The sequence below is a fragment of the Acidobacteriota bacterium genome (assembly GCA_016703965.1).
Classification (GTDB): domain Bacteria; phylum Acidobacteriota; class Blastocatellia; order Pyrinomonadales; family Pyrinomonadaceae; genus OLB17.
The window spans coordinates 116,268-135,585 of record JADJBB010000002.1; the positions used below are offsets into that span (position 1 = coordinate 116,268).

Annotated in this window: 15 protein-coding genes; 8 read left to right on the forward strand and 7 right to left on the reverse strand. The window is 52.7% G+C overall.

Annotation, left to right across the window (positions count from 1 at the left end):
• Positions 1-627: 627 nt before the first annotated feature.
• The 8 genes from IPG22_00645 to IPG22_00680 all read left to right on the forward strand — a co-directional run bounded on the left by IPG22_00645 (position 628) and on the right by IPG22_00680 (position 12,602).
• Positions 628-4,614, forward strand: a complete 3,987-nt coding sequence (locus tag IPG22_00645) for a carboxypeptidase regulatory-like domain-containing protein (protein ID MBK6586818.1) — start codon at positions 628-630, stop codon at positions 4,612-4,614.
• Positions 4,615-4,718: 104 nt separating this feature from the next.
• Positions 4,719-5,735: a tetratricopeptide repeat protein gene (locus tag IPG22_00650; protein MBK6586819.1), complete on the forward strand. Its 1,017-nt coding sequence runs from the start codon at positions 4,719-4,721 to the stop codon at positions 5,733-5,735.
• A 121-nt stretch (positions 5,736-5,856) separates the two neighbouring features.
• Positions 5,857-6,960, forward strand: a complete 1,104-nt coding sequence (locus IPG22_00655; protein ID MBK6586820.1) for a hypothetical protein — start codon at positions 5,857-5,859, stop codon at positions 6,958-6,960.
• 100 nt (positions 6,961-7,060) lie between these two features.
• Positions 7,061-8,086: a DUF4129 domain-containing protein gene (locus tag IPG22_00660; protein ID MBK6586821.1), complete on the forward strand. Its 1,026-nt coding sequence runs from the start codon at positions 7,061-7,063 to the stop codon at positions 8,084-8,086.
• Positions 8,083-9,564, forward strand: coding sequence for a DUF4350 domain-containing protein (locus IPG22_00665; GenBank protein MBK6586822.1), 1,482 nt, complete (start codon positions 8,083-8,085; stop codon positions 9,562-9,564). The genes IPG22_00660 and IPG22_00665 overlap by 4 nt, the downstream gene beginning before the upstream one ends.
• Before the next feature lie 3 nt (positions 9,565-9,567).
• Entirely contained in the window at positions 9,568-10,320 is a 753-nt protein-coding gene (locus tag IPG22_00670; protein ID MBK6586823.1) for a sulfite exporter TauE/SafE family protein, read from the forward strand.
• A gap of 42 nt (positions 10,321-10,362) precedes the next feature.
• The gene (locus tag IPG22_00675) at positions 10,363-11,316 is read left to right on the forward strand and encodes a MoxR family ATPase (protein MBK6586824.1); all 954 of its coding nucleotides are present in this window, start codon (positions 10,363-10,365) and stop codon (positions 11,314-11,316) included.
• Positions 11,313-12,602 carry a hypothetical protein gene (locus IPG22_00680; protein MBK6586825.1) on the forward strand — a complete coding sequence of 430 codons (1,290 nt, stop codon included), beginning with the start codon at positions 11,313-11,315 and terminating at the stop codon, positions 12,600-12,602. The genes IPG22_00675 and IPG22_00680 overlap by 4 nt, the downstream gene beginning before the upstream one ends.
• Here IPG22_00680 and IPG22_00685 read toward each other — a convergent pair.
• The 7 genes from IPG22_00685 to IPG22_00715 form a co-directional block, all read right to left on the reverse strand.
• Positions 12,585-14,174: a protein kinase gene (locus tag IPG22_00685; GenBank protein ID MBK6586826.1), complete on the reverse strand. Its 1,590-nt coding sequence runs from the start codon at positions 14,172-14,174 to the stop codon at positions 12,585-12,587. The genes IPG22_00680 and IPG22_00685 overlap by 18 nt on opposite strands.
• Positions 14,175-14,312: 138 nt before the next feature.
• On the reverse strand, positions 14,313-14,633 hold the full coding sequence (locus tag IPG22_00690; protein MBK6586827.1) for an ATP synthase F0 subunit C: 321 nt from the start codon (positions 14,631-14,633) through the stop codon (positions 14,313-14,315).
• Positions 14,634-14,877: 244 nt separating this feature from the next.
• Positions 14,878-15,783: a F0F1 ATP synthase subunit A gene (gene atpB, locus IPG22_00695; protein MBK6586828.1), complete on the reverse strand. Its 906-nt coding sequence runs from the start codon at positions 15,781-15,783 to the stop codon at positions 14,878-14,880.
• A gap of 12 nt (positions 15,784-15,795) precedes the next feature.
• Positions 15,796-16,203, reverse strand: coding sequence for an ATP synthase subunit I (locus IPG22_00700; protein ID MBK6586829.1), 408 nt, complete (start codon positions 16,201-16,203; stop codon positions 15,796-15,798).
• A 78-nt stretch (positions 16,204-16,281) separates the two neighbouring features.
• Positions 16,282-16,752, reverse strand: coding sequence for an AtpZ/AtpI family protein (locus tag IPG22_00705; protein MBK6586830.1), 471 nt, complete (start codon positions 16,750-16,752; stop codon positions 16,282-16,284).
• 4 nt (positions 16,753-16,756) lie between these two features.
• Positions 16,757-17,962 carry a glycosyltransferase gene (locus tag IPG22_00710; protein ID MBK6586831.1) on the reverse strand — a complete coding sequence of 402 codons (1,206 nt, stop codon included), beginning with the start codon at positions 17,960-17,962 and terminating at the stop codon, positions 16,757-16,759.
• The gene (locus IPG22_00715; GenBank protein MBK6586832.1) at positions 17,959-19,278 is read right to left on the reverse strand and encodes a 3-deoxy-D-manno-octulosonic acid transferase; all 1,320 of its coding nucleotides are present in this window, start codon (positions 19,276-19,278) and stop codon (positions 17,959-17,961) included. Before IPG22_00715 ends, IPG22_00710 begins: the two co-directional genes overlap by 4 nt.
• Positions 19,279-19,318: the final 40 nt, after the last annotated feature.

Consider the following 19,318-nt stretch of genomic DNA (forward strand, 5'->3'; position numbering starts at 1 on the left):
TCACAGTAGCGTCGTGGTTACCAACCGATGTAATTCGTGCTATTGCCAATGCCGGAAACCTGGAGTTTTACGTGGGCAACTTCGTTCAAACTCACGCCAAATCAGATCGAGGCTTTCAAGGAATGGGAGACCTTTCTTCCAAAAGAAAATAAGTAGAGATGCTTAGATCTGTTCGACTGGGTAGATCCGTTGGAGGAATCCAGCGGATCTTTTCTTTTTGAACGATTAGACGCAGTTTTATCCGAATTATTGGATGAAATTCAAAATCATGTAGCGAAAACCATTAAAGTGGCAGATTTTAGTTATACCTGTAAAACAGGTATATAGGCTTATCTATCATTAAATCAGGCCGTTAACGTCATGGGTGGAATTATAGGCGTCATGGTATGAAAGTTGCTTCTTTTTCAATTTCGTATAACTACTTCCGTTAACAATTTACTTTATTCCGACGGTACTCCTACGCAGAGTGGTCTGGATACTTCGGTCGAAGAAGAACGGCAATTTATTCTTCGGCGTTGAGGTATTCGTTTACAAGACAACGAGCGAGGGTAGTAGATCGGATTTCACAAGGGGGCAAAGCACTTATTTTTTGAGTGGATCCTGATTTTGATTTTTTGAGGAGGAAAAATGAGAAAGTTTACCAAATTTTTGATAGTCGGCCTGGCGTTGCTCATGACCCAGATCGCTATCCACGCCCAGAGCACCGGCTCGATCGCCGGCTCGGTCACAGATCCTAATGGAGCTGTTGTCCCCGGAGCCACGGTCAAGGTCAAAGGTTCTGCGGGCCAGGAATTCTCTGCTGTCACAAATGACAACGGAGGTTACCGCATTCCGTCGGTCGCTAACGGTACTTATTCCGTAACGATCACCGCCACGGGATTTAAAACCCTTACGTTCTCAAGTGTAAAAGTTGACATCGGAACACCTGTTACGGTCGACGGAAAGCTTGAGATCGGAAGCGTCGGCGAGGTTGTTGAGATCTCGAGCGGCGGTGAAGTTCTGCAAACCCAGACGGCGTCGGTCGGCACGACGATCCAGGGCCGGCAGATCACCGGAACCCCGATCGCATCACGCGATGCACTTGATCTCGTCGGACTTCTGCCGGGAACGGCAACCGTCGGACGCCCAAGACAAGCTTCGATCAACGGTCTGCCAAAAGGCGCGCTGACGATCACGATCGATGGAGTGGACGTTCAGGACAACCTGCTCCGCTCGTCGGATGGTTATTTCACTTACGTTCGTCCGCGTGTTGACGCTATCGAGGAAGTTTCGGTTTCGACCGCTAACCCCGGTGCTGAAAGCGGCGGCGACGGTGCGGTCCAGATCAAATTCGTGACCAAACGCGGTACGAATAACTATACGGGCGGTATGTTCTACCAGCATCGCAACGAATATCTCAATGCAAACTACTGGTACCTCAACCGCAACCCTGTAGGCCTCTATCCAGACGGCACGTCGACCCGTCAGAAGATCCGTCTTCACCAGTACGGAGCTAACGTCGGCGGCCCGATCCCATTCCTGGGCTTTGGCGAAGGCGTTGGGCCATTTGATTCGGGTAAGAACAAACGATTCTTCTTCATTAACTACGAGGAATTTCGTCAGCCGGAATCACAGTCGCGTACCCGCGTCGTTTTGACGCCCGCCGCACAGTCTGGCGTTTACAGCTACGTTACGGGCGGTGTTACCAACACTGTGAATGTGTTTAACGTCGCAGCTGCCAATGGCCAGCTTGCTACACCGGACCCGACTGTTGCAGCTGTTTATGCTCGTATTCGCTCTTCTCTCAGCAATGGCGGTTCGTTGTCACCGGTTGTTGCCAACCTTCCAAACGTCCAGAATTTCCTCTTCACCCCGACGAGCAGCCAGATCCGTAAGTTTCTTGCACTTCGCTTCGATTTCAATATCACGAAAAATCACAGTTTTGAAGCAACGTTGAACAGGCAGAAATTCGACGGAACCAAGGACTTCCTCAACAGTGTTGAAGAGAGATTCCCAGGATTCCCGTTCTACACGCAGAGATCAGATCGCAACTCGAATTCATTCGCAGTTCGCTCGACTCTCTCGAAGAGCATCGTTAACGAAGCTCGCTATGCTGTTTCGTACGGTTTGTCGAATTTCTTCCCGGGATCGTCGATCGCGGATTTCAATTACATGGGCGGCCGCAGCCTGGGCGTCAGTGTCCTTGGTGCGACGTCGCCGGTCAACCTCAACTCAAACAGCGAACGCGCGACACCTGTCTACGATCTGACGGATTCGGTTACCTGGGTCAAAGGTTCGCACTCGATAAACTTTGGCGGACAATACAAACGCATCGAATCGAATGGTTCGGCGAATAACCTGCTGGCACCTACAGTTGGTTTCGGCCTTGATTCTACTGCTGGTTCAGCTGACTCGGTTGCGTACAACATGTTCAATGCGACGACCATGCCTGGTGCCACCGCAACCCAGATCGGAGATGCGAGAAACCTCTATGCTGTGCTCGTTGGTCGGGTTCTTTCATATGGAACGACCGCCTATCTCGGAGCTGATGGCCGATACGCGGAGCGTGGATCACTTTCAAGAATTGCGGAACAAAAGAGCTATGGCCTTTTTGTCCAGGATAGCTGGCGTGCCAAGTCGAATCTGACCATCAACTATGGTATTCGCTGGCAGCCGCAGACAGCCTTTGTTGCGTTAAGCAAGGGCAATTATACGGCCCTTGAGAACTTTGGCCAGATCTATGGCCTGTCGGGCGTCGGCAACATCTTCAAGCCCGGTGCAACAGGCGGACAGGCTCCGCGTGTTGTCGAGGTTCCTGTCGGAGAAAAGGTATATCCTGACGATATGAACAACCTGGCACCAACTATCGGTGTCGTTTGGAGCCCGAACTTTGGCGATAAAGGATTTTTGCACGCCATCTTTGGCGGTCAGGGGCAGAGCGTTTTCCGCGGTGGATACTCGATCTCGTATGTTCGTGAAGGCACAAACCTTCTCGAGAGCATTAATGGATCGAATCCGGGTGGATCGCTTCCTCTTTCGCGCAACCTTCAAACAAATTTGCCTGGAACGACAACCCCGAGTTTTATTGCGGGCACCAACTTGCGTGACCTCAACAATCCTAATTTTGCGCCGCTTCCGGGCATCGTAGGAACGGCTCCGGCTTTTCCGATCGCTCTAGGAACTTCAAACTCGGCGAATGCCTTCGATCCGAATATCAAGACGGGGGCTGTAAGTTCGTTCAGCTTTGGCTATCAGCGCGAGATCGACCGCAACACGGTGGTCGAGGTTCGTTATGTCGGAAACCGCGGCACAAACCTGCAGCGTCAGTGGAACATCAACGAATTCAACACCATCGAAAACGGCTTTGCTGCCGAGTTCGCACTCGCCCAGCAGAATCTGTATGCAAATATCGCAGCCGGCCGTGGTTCGAGCTTTGCATACTTCGGAGCCGGAACGGGCACAAATCCGCTGCCGATCATGGTCTCGTATTTCAACCCGACCGCTACCAATAACCCTAACATTGCTCAGGGAACCGCAGGTTCGGGCTACACGGCTGCGAACTTTGCCAACTCAACGCTGGTCACAGCCCTTTCAAACCGTGCTCCGAATATCAATGCATTTTCGGGAACGAGTTTTGAAAATAGTGCCGCCAGACGTGCGAATGCTGTCGCCAACGGGCGTCCGGCGAATTTCTTCTACGTAAACTCGTCCGTACTGACCGGTGGTGCGTTCATCGTCGGCAACAACAGCAACACCTGGTATGACTCAGGCGTTATCGAAGTCCGCCGTCGTCTGTCGGCTGGCCTTCGTCTTTCGGCCAACTACGTGTTTTCGAAGGCTCAGGCCGATTCGTACGCATCGAGCAGCGTCGCTTTTGCAGGCTTCACGCAGCGTCCGGACGGACTCGATCTCGCGAAAAGCGTTCAGGCATTTGACCTCAGGCATCAGTTCAAACTCGACGCAACCTACGACCTGCCGTTCGGAAAGGGCCGTAAGTTCCTGTCGCAGTCGAACTGGGCTGTAGATGCCATTTTCGGCGGATGGTCGATCACTCCGACGCTCCGCTGGCAGAGCGGTTCGCCATTCTCGCTGGGCAACGTTCAGCTCGTTGGTATGACCGTCAAGGATCTGCAGAAAATGATCAAGGTTCGTAAGGAAGCCGATCTGGTTTATTATCTGCCGGCCGATATCATCCTGAACACGCAGAAGGCATTTGATATCAACGTTGCGAATACGACAACCAACAACGGCTACGGAACCACCTACGGAACCGGAGGCCCGACTGGTAAGTACATCGCCCCGGCTGGAACCGGTAATTGCATTTCGCGTTACGCTGGAACATGTGGTTTCAACAACCTGATCGTTTATGGTCCGGGCTTCTTCAAGCTGGATGCAAGCATTCAGAAGAAGGTAAGCTTCGGTGAACGCCGAACGCTTTCGATCGGTGCAACGTTCCTCGATGCACTCAATCATCCAAACTTCCGGGTTGGCGGTTGGACAGCTGACACAGTCGGCGTCGGCGTCGGCGGTGCTACCTTTGGCCAGCTTGGTAACGGTTCTGCTTATCAGGACACCTCAACAACGAACGATCCAGGCGGCCGCCTGATCGATCTGATCCTGAGATTTAACTGGTAATCAGTCTGTTCTAAAAACCTCAGGCGTTGCCGGCAAAATGGCAACGCCTGTTTTTGTTTCAACGTCATATTATCTTTCAGTCTCGGTTGGAACGGAGCATCTTTATGAACCAAATATTGGGGCGACTTATAATGTGCATTTCCTTTGTCTGGGTCCTTCAATCGCTGGCACTCGGTCAGATCCCATACAGCGGAACTCTCGCGGAGAACTCGAGGCTCGGCGGGGCGAATGTAATTGCCTGCACTGTTCACTGGCCGGACGGTTCCAAAGTTGATAGGCGAATAAACGTTAAGGTTCGGCCCCAGACAGGCGGCGATTTCCTTCTGTCGACGGACGTTAGCGGACAGTTTGTTATTATTAATCTTCCAGAAGGTATCTATCACATCATTATTGACCGCGAAGATGCGTTTGAACCTGTCGATCAAGCCGTAGAGCTTGTCACGGACGGCGATAGGCTGAAGCCGGTTTATTCGGTATCCATTCGATTGGTGGAAAAAAGGAAGCCAGAGCCCAAACCTTCGATCGTTAAGGTTGACAGTATCGGCGTTCCAGATCGGGCGAGAGGTTTTTATTTGAAAGCACTCGATCTCGCAAAAGCCGCGGATCATACCGGAGCGGTTCAGCAGTTGAAGCTCGCGGTGGCTGAGTATCCAAAGTTTCTCGAGGCATATAACGAGATGGGGGTTCAGTACCAAAAGCTGAACGACCTGCAGAATGCTGAACTATCGCTGAGATCAGCTCTCGCTATCAAGCCGGATGCCTTCGAGCCGATGCTCAACCGCGGGATCGTGTTGTTTCGGATGAATAAGCATAAAGAAGCCGAAACATCTTTGCGTGACACTATCAAATTGAAGGATCAGTCGGCTATCGGGCATTTTTATCTTGGCCGTACACTTGCAAAACTCAGCAGCTATGATGAGGCAGAAAAGGAGTTGAATTTGGCCATCTCGATTGGCGGTTCTGAGATGAACGAAGCTCACAGGATGCTTGCTATGATGTACATCGACAAAGATGACCGTCCAAAGGCGGTTTCTGCGCTCGAAACGTATTTGAAGCTTGTTCCCACAGCCCCTGACGCCGATAAGCTTCGCGAGGCGATCAAGCAGTTGAAAGGGCAGTGATGGGTTTGGTCTTAGGTTTTTGGTCTTAGGTCTGGTCTTAGGTCTGGTCTTAGGAAAGTGAGCCATCTTACTTCTCCCTTCTACACAGTTACCGTTAACGCTATAATGTCCTTAGCAAAGAATGAGCGTTACCGGTGACCCACAATCGAATCTAGCCGTTGTACCGCTCGGGGCAGGTGATCTCATTGATCGCGCCGTTCGTTTCTACCGCAAATATTTCTGGACATTCATTCTCATAGCGTCGCCGCCGGTGATCGTTGGGACGATCGTTTCGGTTGGCTGGACGTTTGCCGGGCGGCAGATCTTCTCAATTGGAACTGATCGCTACTCAGCAGAGACGACCTTTTATTATATTTTTCTCTGGTTCGGGAGCGTTGTCATCTGGCTAACGGAGACGATAGCCACGCTCGTCGTGATGGGCGGAGCGTCACGAAATTTTGTCCGGCATTTGCTGTTCGGCGAGGCGATCACATTTCGAGAAACGTACCGCAATGCAGCGAGACGCCTCGGTGGGTTGATCTTTGCATCCTCGCTGATCTCGGTGCTCCTCGGCTCGGTCGGCCTGGCGATCTTCTATTTTGCCGCAATGGTACTACTGATCCTGATCGGCCTTATCATTTGGGCGGTCGGGGCAGTTGTTCCGGTTGTCGGATTCATTCTTTCGGTTGCAGTTGGCCTGATCGTTGCCGGTGCCGCGATCTGGCTCTTTTTCCTCGCTGCATCGCGGGTTGCGTACGTTCCCCAGGTGATGCTGGTTGAGGGACAGGGCGTTTTTGCGGCGATCGGCCGCAGTGCGAGCCTCGCCGGCGGCAGCGTAAAACGCCTGGCGGCGTTATTCATTTTTTCGACCGTCGCTGCATATTCAGCGCTCGCGATCCTTTACGTTCCATTGGCGTGGTATGCGTCGGCAAATGGCGTGAATCTGATGAGCTTCGATGCCGACATTATCCCGGCCTGGTATGAGGTCGCGTACAATCTGATCTGGCAGATCAGTTTTATTTTGCTGTCACCGGTTTGGATGGTCGGACTTTGCCTGCTGTATGTGGACGAACGCGTCCGGGCGGAGGGCTATGATATCGAACTAATGGCCGCCTCACGCCTCGGTGACATACCGGCCGTCCCCGAAACATACATCAACCCGCTTCAGCCCGCTCTCGGGTTGGTGAATGCCGGATCGCTGCAAACGTCGTCGCAGAAAGCATCGATCACGACGCTCGATCTATAGGAGAGAATTAGAACACGCGCTGAGTTGGAACATGTCTTTTTCAGTCACCACCACAATATTAAGGTCCTGCTTTGCCGCATCGCGTCCCGGCTTCATTGCGATGGGCCTTTTTTTCTTGTTCCTTTTTGGGGCCGCATCTGTCTTTGCCGTTTCGCCTGCTGATTACAAACAGCGGATCGAATCTGCCCGGTTCGGCGTCGAGCAGATGCTGCAGGGGCTTGATTCGGCGGGGGCTAGAGATCAGGAGAGGATCATTTCGGAGATAAGATCGGAGGTTCCTGTTTCCGAAAAGATCGAGTGGCCCGGTGGGAGCGTTGAGACCCAAAATGGATGGCTTGTCGCCAGGTTAAAGGATCTCACCGATGCGCCTGACGAAAAAGTCCGGCGGGAGATCCTCGTCGAGATCAGCGAAAGGCTCCTCGCCATCTCAGAATCTGCTGGCGAACTCGACAAAACGGTTAGCGGCGAACTTACAAAGGACCAGAACAAACAGAAGCTTGCAGAGATACTCGGCCGCCAGGAGTACCAGAAGCCTGAGGCAAAAGAAGAAAGCCTTTTTCAGAAATGGTGGCGTGAATTTACGGAATGGCTGGCGAAAATGTTCCCGCGTCCGAATATCGAGCCGGGAAAGCCGTCGGGATTCGAGTCGTTCCAGTTCGGGCTTCAGATACTGATCTTCGTCATAGTCGCGGCGCTCGTGGTGTTTCTTCTATATAGATTTTGGCCGTTTCTCAGCGGCAGGTCCAGAAAGCGAGCGAAAGGAAAAAAAGAAGATCGTGTCATCCTCGGCGAGCGGATCGCGGCGGACGAATCTGCCGCGGGTCTCTTTTCCGAGGCAGAACAACTGGCACGCGAAGGGAATTTGCGGTCAGCGATCCGCAAAGGCTACATTGCAGCTTTGTGCGATCTCAGTGACCGCAAGATCGTTCGCCTCGCCCGTCATAAGACGAATCGTGATTACCTTCGCGACGTGCGCAAGAATGAGACGCTTTTTGAGAATATGCGGGGCCTGACCTCAAATTTTGAGAATAACTGGTACGGCCTGAGGACGGCCGAGCAGGCAGACTGGGATGATTTTCGCGAGCGGTATTTGAGAACCATAGCGGATATGCAGCGTCAGAAATGAAGCAGAAACCCTTCATATTTGTTTTTCTTATTTTGATGGCCGCCGTCCTGGTCGGCCTCAATGCAGCGTCGTACACGCAGAAGGAAAAGACTGCGGACAGCGAATCCAATCCGAATCGCTCCTCTTTCAACACGGGTTCGACGGGAACCCAGGCATTCTACTCGCTGCTTTTGGAAACCGGGCGTAAGGTCGTTCGCTGGCAGGAACCGCCCGCCGCACTTCTAACGGCAAAGAAGAACGCTCCGTCCGTCTTTGTGGTAACCGGTGCTGTACGTCGCGGGTTCACCGATCCCGAGGTTGAGGATCTGCTTCGATGGGTTTCGAATGGCGGACGCCTTGTGCTGATCGATCGTGACCCGCCGGCAGAACTGCTCAAGACGACCGCGAACTGGAGGGTCAGCTTAAAGGGAAATGAGGGGGCCGAGATCTTCACGGTCGATGTTACGGATCAAAAGCAAATGATCGGTGATGCTGCGGCGATAAAGCCCGTACAACCAACCGTTTACACGCAGGGCGTTAACGCCGTTCAGCCGTCGCGGTTTGCGTCGGAGATCCAATTTGAACGCTTTGTGGACAGCCATTCGCCGACGAAGCCGACCCCGGCGAGCGAAACAGAAACCCTGTCGCCGCCTCCGAGATCGGTAAAGCAAGAGCCTTCACCCGGCGGATCGCGTTATGACGATGCACCTCCGACGTCATCGTCGAACCCGGAGCGGGAATATCAAATTCGACGGTCGATACCCGATCAAATGCCGCCATACTCTGGCGATACGGTCGAGTCGCCAAGCCAGCTTGCTCCGGTAGTTCATTTTGCGAAGGATGAGAAGAATCTCGTGGTTGATATGCCTTTTGGGGAAGGCAGGATCGTATTGGTAAGTGATCCTTACATTGTCTCCAATGCAGGCATTTCGCTGGTCGATAACGCTCAGCTCGCGATAAATATAGTCGCGGCCGGGGATAGCGTGATCGCTTTCGATGAATATCATCAAGGCTACGGAAGCGACAGCAATCGATTTCTTCAGTTTTTTGCCGGGACTCCGGTTGTCGCGATCTTTTTTCAAGCGGTCCTACTGATCGGGCTTGTCTTTATTTCACAGAGCCGGAGGTTCGCTCGACCGGTTCCGGAGTCCGAGCCGGATCGGCTTTCGAAACTCGAATATGTCGCCGCAATGGCTGAACTGCAGCAGAGGACAAAGGCGTTCGATCTGGCGATCGAGAATATCTATAGCGAATTTCGCCGCCGCGTTACCCGACTTCTTGGCCTCGATAATTTCAAGATCAAGAGCAATGAAATAGCGAAGGCGATAACCGAACGGGCCGGATTGGACGTTTCTGCAACGGCGGCGACGCTGCATGAATGTGAAGAGATAATCCGCGGTGGCCCAACCAACAAAAGGCAGGTCGTTCGTCTGGTTAGCGAGTTGCGAACGATAGAGCAAAAACTCGGCCTGGTTCGAAGCGGGAGAGCAAGGATATAACTTATGTCCGTCGAAGCCCTCATCGTTCTTGTGGTGATCTTTTTCCTGACGAGCCTCGTCGGGGTCGTGACCGGAAGCAATTCGCTGATCGCGGTTCCGGCTATGTTTCAGGTCGGGATCGACCCAAAGGTTGCCGTCGCGACAAACATGTTCGGCCTTGTTTTCATGGCCATCGGCGGAACGATACCGTTCGTACGGCAGAGGAAGATCGATTACGGCAAGGTTTCGCCCCTGATTGTCTTGACGCTGATCAGCTCAACAATCGGGGCTTTACTTGTCGGGATCATTAGCAATCAAGGCATCAAGCTGATCGTATCGATCGCGATGATAGCCGTCGCTTTGTTTACAATACTGAAAGGAAATGCCGGTGTTGATAATATTGATGAACCCAAGAGTTATGCGAAACCCTTGACCTATTTTCTTGCTTTTCTGCTTGGGATCTACGGCGGACTGTTCAGCGGCGGTTATGTGACGATTTTGACGGCTGTCTGCGTCGGAATATATGGGATGAAATATGGAGAGGCTGTTGCGTCTACTAAGCTGATCAATGTATTTTCCTCCGCGATCGCCACGGCAGTTTTTATGTGGCAGGGCTTAGTCGATTACAAGCTCGGTGCGATAATTGGGGCGACGATGTTCATTGGAGCCTACGTTGGGGCTCATTTCGCTTCGAAATTGAATGATCTCTGGCTGAGACGGATCTTTTTGGCAACGGTTTTCTTATTGGCCATAAAGACGCTTTACGATTTTATTTGAGAAACCTCGGTCGCTACCGCAGGCGGTACTGACATTTTACAAATGCTAACTTACACACCTTCTACAGTTGCACATATTCTTAACGAGCTCCGTAAGACGATCGTCGGGCAGGACGATGTGATCGAGCAGATCCTGGTCGCGGTTTTGGCCGAGGGACACGCTTTGATCGAAGGCGTTCCCGGCACAGCGAAGACGCTGACGATCAAGACGCTCGCTCACATTATCGGAGCACAGTATTCGCGAATCCAGTTCACGCCAGATCTGATGCCGTCGGATATCACCGGCACGAACGTCTTTAATATGCAGACGTCGCAATTCGCGTTGCGTCATGGGCCTATCTTTACTGACATTTTGCTCGCCGATGAGATCAACCGTACGCCGCCCAAAACCCAGGCCGCGCTGCTCGAAGCGATGGAAGAACGCCAGACCACCATCGATGGTGAACGCTATCCGCTTTCTCCCTTGTTTACGGTTCTCGCGACCGAAAACCCGATCGAATACGAAGGTACATATCCGCTGCCCGAGGCGCAGCTTGACCGTTTCTTGATGAAGATAATCATCGATTATCCGGAACAAGCCGACGAAGAAGAGATCGTGGCACGTTGGGATGCGGGATTCAACTCGCGTCATTTGCAAAATGTTCAGATCGCTCGCTTGACCGACGCAACTCTGATCCAGCGTTGCCGTGCGGAGGTAAGAGCGATGCGAATGGAGCCCGGCGTGCAGAAATATGTCGTCGAGATCGTCCGTCGCACGCGAACCCATCCAACGATCCTATACGGAGCTAGCCCGCGAGCTTCGGTCGCATTGTTGCTTTGTTCGAAAGCACTGGCGGCAATACGCGGACGTGATTTCCCGACGCCCGATGATGTTCGCGATGTCGCATTGTCGGTTCTCAGGCATCGCCTTGCATTGCGTGCGGAGGCGGAACTTGATGGAGCGACGACTGACGCCGTGATCTCGGATATTATCAAAACGGTGGAAGTTCCGAGATGATCGTGCGTAGCGCAATAGTAATTCTTCTATTTCTGCTCCCGGTTTTGAACACATCGGCGCAGAGTAGTTCCGTCCCGACGTGGATATTGAACGAGAAATTTCTTCGTGCCTGTGATGTCGGTGATATCGACGAAGTGAAGAGACTTCTCAGGGCTGGAGTTTCACCGAATACCAAGGATCCTTTCGGCCAGCCGGCACTTCTTCGGGCTCTTCGTCCGGGTCCGGTCAAGAGTCATGAAAATATAGTGCCGATAGTGCGTCTTTTGCTCGATGCCGGCGCGGACATTAATGCGACGAACGATTACGGGTCGACGGCTCTGTTCTTTGTCGACCCTCCCAACCCGCTGTTGAAACTTCCGGATCTTGAGTATCACCTTCTTATAGGACGTGGCATTGATCCGTCGAGAAAAGATCGGTTTGGTCTCGACCACCTGCGACGTCACGACTACGAAGACTCCGGCAAAATGGCCCTTTCCGACGCCGCCTGGCGTTTCCTCATAGAAGGTGGTGCTAGCTTACAAAGAGATTTTTATGACACTTTGGGCCGATATTCGAACTCTGCGACGATGACAATGGCCGTTGCTTATTACGGGGAAGCCTGGCAACGGCGGCTCGGATTTGGCTTTCATGCCGACGTTGACGATAACGGCGAAACTCACCTTTTTTACATGGCGAGCCGATCTCGGTTCTATTTGTTCGAATTGTCGAATATTGATCGAAAAATCGCTAATATTGTCAACAAGAACGGCGAAACGGCATTGATCAGGGCGGCGAGGTTCGATAATGACTACATGGTTGCTCGACTCCTCGCTGGCGGGGTAAATGCCGAAGTTCGAGATAAAATGGGAATGAACGCACTCGATTACGCGGTCGAGTACGACAATTACCAGACAACGATGTCCCTGCTTTTGAGACTCGATCCGACCCGGGTACAGCCCGGCGGCGTGTCTCCGATCTTTTATGCTGTTGAGGCCGGCCATACGCGTGCCCTTGCCGCCATGGTGAACGCCCGCCTGATGGTCCCGGAACTCGAAAGATCAGCAAAAAAACGAAGTTTTGAAGCCAGGATGGCATCGGCGTTCAAGAAGATCGACTTCAATAGCCGCGATACCGATGGCAGGTCCGCGTTGATAGCTGCGGTTGACAAAGGTGATCCACAGGCCGTGAATGCGATCCTAAAAGTAAAGCCGCAGATGGACATTAAGGATAAGGCAGGCCGAACTGCACTCTCGATCGCAAAGAAAAAAGGGAATGCGGCGATCCTTAAGCTACTCACCGCCAGGTAGTTCTTCAGAGATCTTCTGTGTTCCGCTCTTCGCAGGCTTTGTCGCTGGTGCGGCAGGTTTACCCTTATCAGGCTGATCTGTCGCGGGCTTTGTACCTTTAGGCGGTGGCGTTGCCATCGGTTTCGGGGTAGCTGCCGTTACCGGAGAAGGCTGAGGGACAGCGGTGTTAGCTGCGGCCCCGGTTTTCGGCGTTGGCGATGCTTTTACGGTTGGCGGCGGACCCGACGGACACGGAATTTCCTGCCCGGTTTGTACATCCTTACAACGGATATCAACACCGCCGCTGGGGGTAAAATCCGGCATGAACTGGCTCTGCCCGCCCTGGGGGATGGTATAAACGTCACCGCCCTGGGGAACATAGGTCATTGGCGGAGCCGTTTGAATACCCGATGGAATACCGGTCGTCGAACCGGCCAACGGAGCCCCGGCAGGCGGAATTCCGCCATTGGCCCACGCATTAAACCCATCGCCGCCCGGCAGATCGTTCATTTGGGACTGCGTCGCCATGATCTCGGCCTCAGTCATAGTGGGTAATTTTGCAAGGCTCTCTTCCTGAGCACCTGTGGCCGGGCCGATCGGCTGCACCGGAAGGCTTCCCGCATCAGCCACGAGGTTCGCTGTTGGATCGGTTTTCCGAACTGAAGTTGCGTAGATCAGAGCCGCCGCAAAGATCGCAACTCCGGCAAGAACAAAGAACGCCGTCTGCCAAACGCTGCGTTTCGAACCTGCTGCCGCAGCTGCGGCTACAACCGGTTCCGCACCGGCGCCGCCGAGACGGCTCGCCAGGATCTCAAGATCTTCCGCAAAAGCGGCCATGTTCGGATAGCGGCGTTCCGGATCCAGCGCCATCGCACTCAGGACGATCGGCTCGATCTCAGGATGCAGGTCGCGGCGAAATGCCGACAGCGGTGGAGGTGGTTCACTGTTTTGTTTTGCGAGAATTTCGGCAGCGGTTGCTCCTGCGTACGGAACCGTTCCGCCGAGCATTTCATAGAGGATCACGCCAAGCGAGTAAACGTCCGAGCGTTCATCGGCGGCCGGGAAGGCGTTGCACTGCTCGGGGGCAAGATATCGCGGGTCGGCGTCACGAGCGACGTTCATCGGGTCACCGCCGAATCCGAAAACCCTTACTGCGTCACCCTTGTTGACAAAGATATTTCTTGGTTCAAGAGCCGCGTGGACGACCTTTTGGGAATGTGCAGCTGCCAGAGCAGAAGCGATCTGTCGGGTGATGTCCAAAGCCCGCTTTTCGTCGAAAGGCTGTTCATTGGCGGTCATTTCACCCAGCGTTTTGCCATCTGCCGGCTCGAAGACGGCATAAGTAACATTCTTAGCGTCCGTGCCAAAATCGGTGATGTTGAGAATATTGGGATGCGAAAGGGCTGACGCGGCCCGTGCCTCGGCAACAAATCGCTTGACCCAACGCGGATCAACAGCAAACGCCGACGACAGTATCCTGATGGTCACAGGTTTATCCAAAACCTCATGATGGCCAACATACAGATCACCCGACTCGCTCTCGCGAACCAAGCTGTCAATGCGATATTTATCCGCAACTAATTTTCCGTTCATCTCATTGATCATCAAACATTAGAACGTTCAAAATGTACTAAGGTTGCAAAAGAAAGTGGTCAGTGGACAGTGGTCGGTGAGTAGAATAAACATTCCCCGACGAAACTGACCACTGACCACGGACGACTGATCCGCTGTTTAGAGCTTAACGAAGACGATAAGCAGTGCGAATAGCACGAGTGATTCGATAAGTGCCAGAGCGATGATCATCATCGTCTGAACGGTACCGGCAGCGCCCGGATTGCGGGCAGCACCTTCAGCAGCACGCGAACCGACGAGGCCCTGGCCGATACCAGCCAAACCTGCAGCCAAACCAAAACCGATACCACCGCCGAGAGCTTTGTAGCCCGCAACGTACGATTCGTTGTAAGCAGCTCCGCCGCCAGCCTGTGCCATTGAAGCCACAGCCAAAAGGGCGATAGCGAGCGTTGCAAAAAGAACGTATTTCATGTTTTTCATATAGTTATCTCCTGTTTTTAATAGAAGACTCAATGATCGACCCGTTATCGCAAACCTGCCGGCATTTAATATCGCCGTTGGTATTATTTCGCCTCGCTTCCGGTATGCCGCGGATTTTATACTCCGTAGAGTCCGCGTCTCCTGCGTGCGGGCATAGTTGCTATAAACACAGGTTTTCAATTTCGACCCGACCTGAGTCTGTTTTTCTGGAGAGCAAGCTAAACGCCTGATCTCTGAAACTTTATTACGCGTGAGCGACGGTGGCTTCGCCGTGATGCTCTTCCGCATGGTCATCGTCGTGATGTTCATGCGGTACGTGTGAAACTTCGCCGATGTAGATCATCGACAGAAGTGTGAATACAAATGCCTGAACGAATGCAACGAAAACACCGAGCAGCGTCAGTATCAGCGGCACCACGAAATGGGTAAAGGGCGGAGCAAGGTTCGTGATCTGCACGAATACCTGCTCGTCCGAGAACATGTTCGCAAAGAGTCGAACACCGAGCGTGAACGGCCTGATCGAGCTTGAGATGATCTCAATGACAAAGATCAGCGGCGTAATGATCAGCGCCATCACGAATGGAAGTTTTGGCCCCGCAAAGTGCGCGATGTGGCCGAATAACCCATTCTCTGAAATACCGACGTAGTTGTAATAAACGAATGAAGCGATACCGAGTGCAAATGTCACATTCACCGAAGCGGTGGGCGACATGAACATCGGGAACTGGCCCATCAGGTTCGAAACGAGGATCAGGATGCCGAAGGTCGCGACGACCGGGAAGTGGCGTGCTCCGTGATCGCCGATAATGCTCCCGATCATATCTTTGATCGTGAGATAGCCGGCTTCGAGCGTGAGCTGGCCCGGGTTCGGATCGTCTTCAGAAAGCTTGCCCTTGAGCAAATAGACGATGAAAACGGTCAGCAAACACGCGATCACGAACATGATCGTGTACCACGGTATGGCGTTCTCGACCGTGTAGGCACCGAACGCTTTCTCAGCCGTCGTGCCGAATTTTGAGAACACGTACTTGTTCCACATCGGCTCGGTGTACGTTTTTTGAAAATGGTAAACCGGCTCACCGAGGTAGTGGTTAATGAATTCTACGATCAGTGGAGCGTGATGACCGCCCTCTTCAGCTAATAAGAACATCTTGAGATCCTTCTATAAAGAACTTTTAAAAATATTTTTCAATCCCTGCAAAACCACTGCAAATGCAAATGCCGCGAGTCCCGCGATCACGGCGACGATCGGAAATGCACCAGTCGAGTGGACGAGCCACAGAATGCCGCCGAGAGCAGCGTAGCGGAGAATGTATTTCGCCGCCAGAATTCCGGTCGAGGCCATAGCGTTCTGGCTAAAGATCGCGCGAGTTGAGCGGTCGAGCCAGAGATAATTGGCAAACGACAAAACGCCGCCAAAAATCACGCCAAATCCGAACGATGTGCCGCGAAAAGTAAATCCGGCTATCGCCATGACCACAACGAGCCCGGCCATGGCGGCCAGTATCCCGCCGTGACGTATCGGCTTCGGTGCATTTTCAGTTGTCAACGGATCAAAATTCTCGCCCATTGCGAATCCTATATTTTACAGGCGAACAAGAAAAAATTCAAAGCCGCAAGATCGGTACTGCCTGCGTCACCGAGCATATTACTCATCATCATTGCGTGACAGCAGCGGCCTATGATCCGGATCGCTCTTTTGAGGCGAATAGATCTGCGACGAAATTCTGAAAAACTGAACAAATCCGATTATCGACCCGAGGACGATACCAATGACGATCCCATAGGGAGAACTGCCGAGAAGCAGATCAGCAAACCATCCGAGAAGCAGCATAAATGCTACCGAACCGAAAAAAACAACTCCGGCCGACCATGCCAAACCACTTTTGCGGATCGTCTGCTCTGTACTATCGGGAGTATAAGAAACGGGTATGAACGGAGCTTCAAACGGTTTCGCGGACGGGCCCTCGACCGGTTCGGCGAACGGATCTGCGAAGGGCGACGCTTCCGGTAAAGCGAGCGGCGGAACATCGGCCGTGGCCGCGAACGGCGCATTTTCGTCGGGCCACAAGTCGTAGGGCGAGGCTTTTGTTTCTTCTGTCAGTTTTGATTCCGTCATTACGCTAATCCGCAATAATGACAGTTTCGGTTGGCGATTTCAATTCGTAAACCGTTCCGCGCCATTTCATCCGGCGCGAAGCCAATGCGGCCGTGCAGTTGTAAAGAAAGATCGCGGGCGACAATATCCACAGTGTGTTCTGCGTCCAGACCTGTTTCTTCAGAGCGTCATGGGTATCGGTCAATACAAGTTTCACGGCGTTCAATCGCAGCCATGCTTTACCTGTGCTGCAAACCGCTATGAGAAGAATGGTCGCGAGAGCGGCGTAAACAGGATAGCCATTCTGGTGGGCGAATACGACGATCAGAAAAGATGCGATCAACACTCCGTTAAACAGGGCGGAGCCGAAAAACGACAATAGCCAGAGCGGCGTGGCATAAACACGCGTGATCTTCATCTGCCGCGTGGTGAATTCAATCATTTCTGAAAATGAACAATCTTCGACAGAAGCTGTCAGAGCCTGCGGAACGAATAAAATGGGCAATTTGGCCTCATTCATCGCACGTGTAACTGCAAAATCGTCCGAAAGAGTGCCCTCCCAGCGATCACGCAAACTAAGCCTCTCGAATGTGTCGCGACGAATCGCCATCGAGCCGCCCCAACAGAAATTTGACGCCGTGTTAGGGCCGAGAGCGGACGCGATCGAAGCATTCCACGCCGAGCGAAGCTCGGACGCAAAATTTGGTTTCTTGGCAATGAACCACCGATAGCCAGTTGCCGCTCCAACATTCTCATTCGCGAGAGGAGCGACAAGAGATCGCAGCCATCCGGACGACGGCCGAGCATCAGAATCCACAAAGACAAACGCCTGTGATTCAGGCGACGCATGAAGAACTGCCTCACGAAGATTCTCGACCTTTTGGCTGGAGGTTTTTGCTTTGTTGGCGATCACCACCTTGGAGTTTACCCAGTCGCGATCGCTCCCTGTTCGGGCTCGATCTATGACCGTTGCGGCTGGATCGTTTTTGTCATCAACGACAAAAACTACTTCATATTCTGGATAATCGAGTCTAAAGAGAGCTTCGAGATTGATGTCGAGCTCTGGATCGAGGCCTCGGCAAGGTGCGATGACCGTTACAAAAGGCGTAAATTCAGATCTTGGTTTTGCTAGTTCAGTTCTGAAAAACCGCAAATACTCGATCCCGCCGAGGAGCGACTTCGCACTTAAAAGCACCAAAATTCCAGCGAAAAGGTAAAAGACGAGGATCATTGCGGTTCGGCCGGTCTGAGCAGTGGGGCGAGATATTCGACGGTGCGGTTTACGGCTCCGCGATTGTGTTCCATGACGGTCAGCGCGTTCATTCCAAGTTCTGCAATCCTTTTTTCGTCGGCGAGAAGGACGGTCAATGTCTCAACGAATTTAGGCAAAATTTCCTTATCCGAGAGTTTGGGAAGCTGGATCAAAGCATCCTTTTCGAGGAATTCCGTAACCGCTGCTGTGAAATTAGTTGTATTTGAGCCGGTAATAATCGCCTTTCCGGCCGCTGCAGGTTCGTAAATGCTCTGGCCGCCGTGCGGGATCAGACTGCCGCCGACGAATACTATGTCGGCAAGCGGATACGCCGCCCTCAGCTCTCCGATGCTGTCGAGCAGGATGATCTCCGCGGTTCTGTCATTTTCCGATGAAGGAGCCGAGCGCCGGGCCCACGAAAATCCTGTCTTCTCGATCAACGCGGCAACCTCCGCAAATCTTTCCGGGTGGCGCGGAGCGATCATTAGCCGCGGTAGCTTCGCTTCGGAGGTTTTCCAAACCTGTTTGAAGGCTTCGAGAACGTAGATTTCCTCAGGCGAGTGCGTGCTTGCTGCAATGATCAGCGGGGCGTCGGACGTTGAGCCAAACCGCTCTCGGAATTCAGTTGTCAGGCTCGCTTCCTGCTCGTCGAGGTTGTGATCGAATTTCAGATTCCCTGTCACCTTGACCTTGATCGCCCTGATCCCCAGTTTCATTAAACGCGTCGCGTCTGCGTTTTCCTGCATGAGAGCCAAGTCAAGGTACGCCAGGATGCGATGCATGAAATTCTTGATGTAATTATATCTGCGGAAAGATCGTTCCGAGAGGCGCCCGTTGACGATCGTGATAACAGAGCCGAAATGGTTCGTCTCGCGAATGAAGTTGAACCATATCTCTGTCTCCATCAGCAGTACGATCGAAGGAGAAAGCCGCTTTAGCGAGCGGCGGACAGTCGATTTCCAGTCAAACGGGAAATAGAAAACCAGCTCAGCAAGGTCGGCGAATGCGGTTTTCGCCAGTTCCTGTCCTGTTCGGGTGGTGGTCGAGACGATGAGACGTGAATCGGGGAAATCTGCTTTGATCTTCAGAGCAAGTGGACGAGCGGCATTCGTTTCACCGACTGAAACGCAATGCAGCCAAACCACTTTCCTGCCGTCAGGCACAAGTCTCGGAACGAACCCCAATCGCTGCTTGAAGCCGGCGGCGTACTTACCATTGAATATCGCATCAAAAACAAACCGCGGAAGCAGTAAGATCGAAGCTAGCGTGAGTACAATGCCGTAAAGAAAAAACATCACAAAACAAGTTCCAGGTAGCAAAGTGCCAGAGATACAG

Bases quoted from the DNA above. Each gene is read 5' to 3' on its own strand.
- IPG22_00645 (MBK6586818.1), top strand. From the start codon at position 628: ATGAGAAAGTTTACCAAATTTTTGATAGTCGGCCTGGCGTTGCTCATG.
- IPG22_00650 (MBK6586819.1), top strand. From the start codon at position 4,719: ATGAACCAAATATTGGGGCGACTTATAATGTGCATTTCCTTTGTCTGG.
- IPG22_00655 (MBK6586820.1), top strand. From the start codon at position 5,857: ATGAGCGTTACCGGTGACCCACAATCGAATCTAGCCGTTGTACCGCTC.
- IPG22_00660 (MBK6586821.1), top strand. From the start codon at position 7,061: ATGGGCCTTTTTTTCTTGTTCCTTTTTGGGGCCGCATCTGTCTTTGCC.
- IPG22_00665 (MBK6586822.1), top strand. From the start codon at position 8,083: ATGAAGCAGAAACCCTTCATATTTGTTTTTCTTATTTTGATGGCCGCC.
- IPG22_00670 (MBK6586823.1), top strand. From the start codon at position 9,568: ATGTCCGTCGAAGCCCTCATCGTTCTTGTGGTGATCTTTTTCCTGACG.
- IPG22_00675 (MBK6586824.1), top strand. From the start codon at position 10,363: ATGCTAACTTACACACCTTCTACAGTTGCACATATTCTTAACGAGCTC.
- IPG22_00680 (MBK6586825.1), top strand. From the start codon at position 11,313: ATGATCGTGCGTAGCGCAATAGTAATTCTTCTATTTCTGCTCCCGGTT.
- IPG22_00685 (MBK6586826.1), bottom strand. From the start codon at position 14,174: ATGAACGGAAAATTAGTTGCGGATAAATATCGCATTGACAGCTTGGTT.
- IPG22_00690 (MBK6586827.1), bottom strand. From the start codon at position 14,633: ATGAAAAACATGAAATACGTTCTTTTTGCAACGCTCGCTATCGCCCTT.
- atpB (MBK6586828.1), bottom strand. From the start codon at position 15,783: ATGTTCTTATTAGCTGAAGAGGGCGGTCATCACGCTCCACTGATCGTA.
- IPG22_00700 (MBK6586829.1), bottom strand. From the start codon at position 16,203: ATGGGCGAGAATTTTGATCCGTTGACAACTGAAAATGCACCGAAGCCG.
- IPG22_00705 (MBK6586830.1), bottom strand. From the start codon at position 16,752: ATGACGGAATCAAAACTGACAGAAGAAACAAAAGCCTCGCCCTACGAC.
- IPG22_00710 (MBK6586831.1), bottom strand. From the start codon at position 17,962: ATGATCCTCGTCTTTTACCTTTTCGCTGGAATTTTGGTGCTTTTAAGT.
- IPG22_00715 (MBK6586832.1), bottom strand. From the start codon at position 19,278: ATGTTTTTTCTTTACGGCATTGTACTCACGCTAGCTTCGATCTTACTG.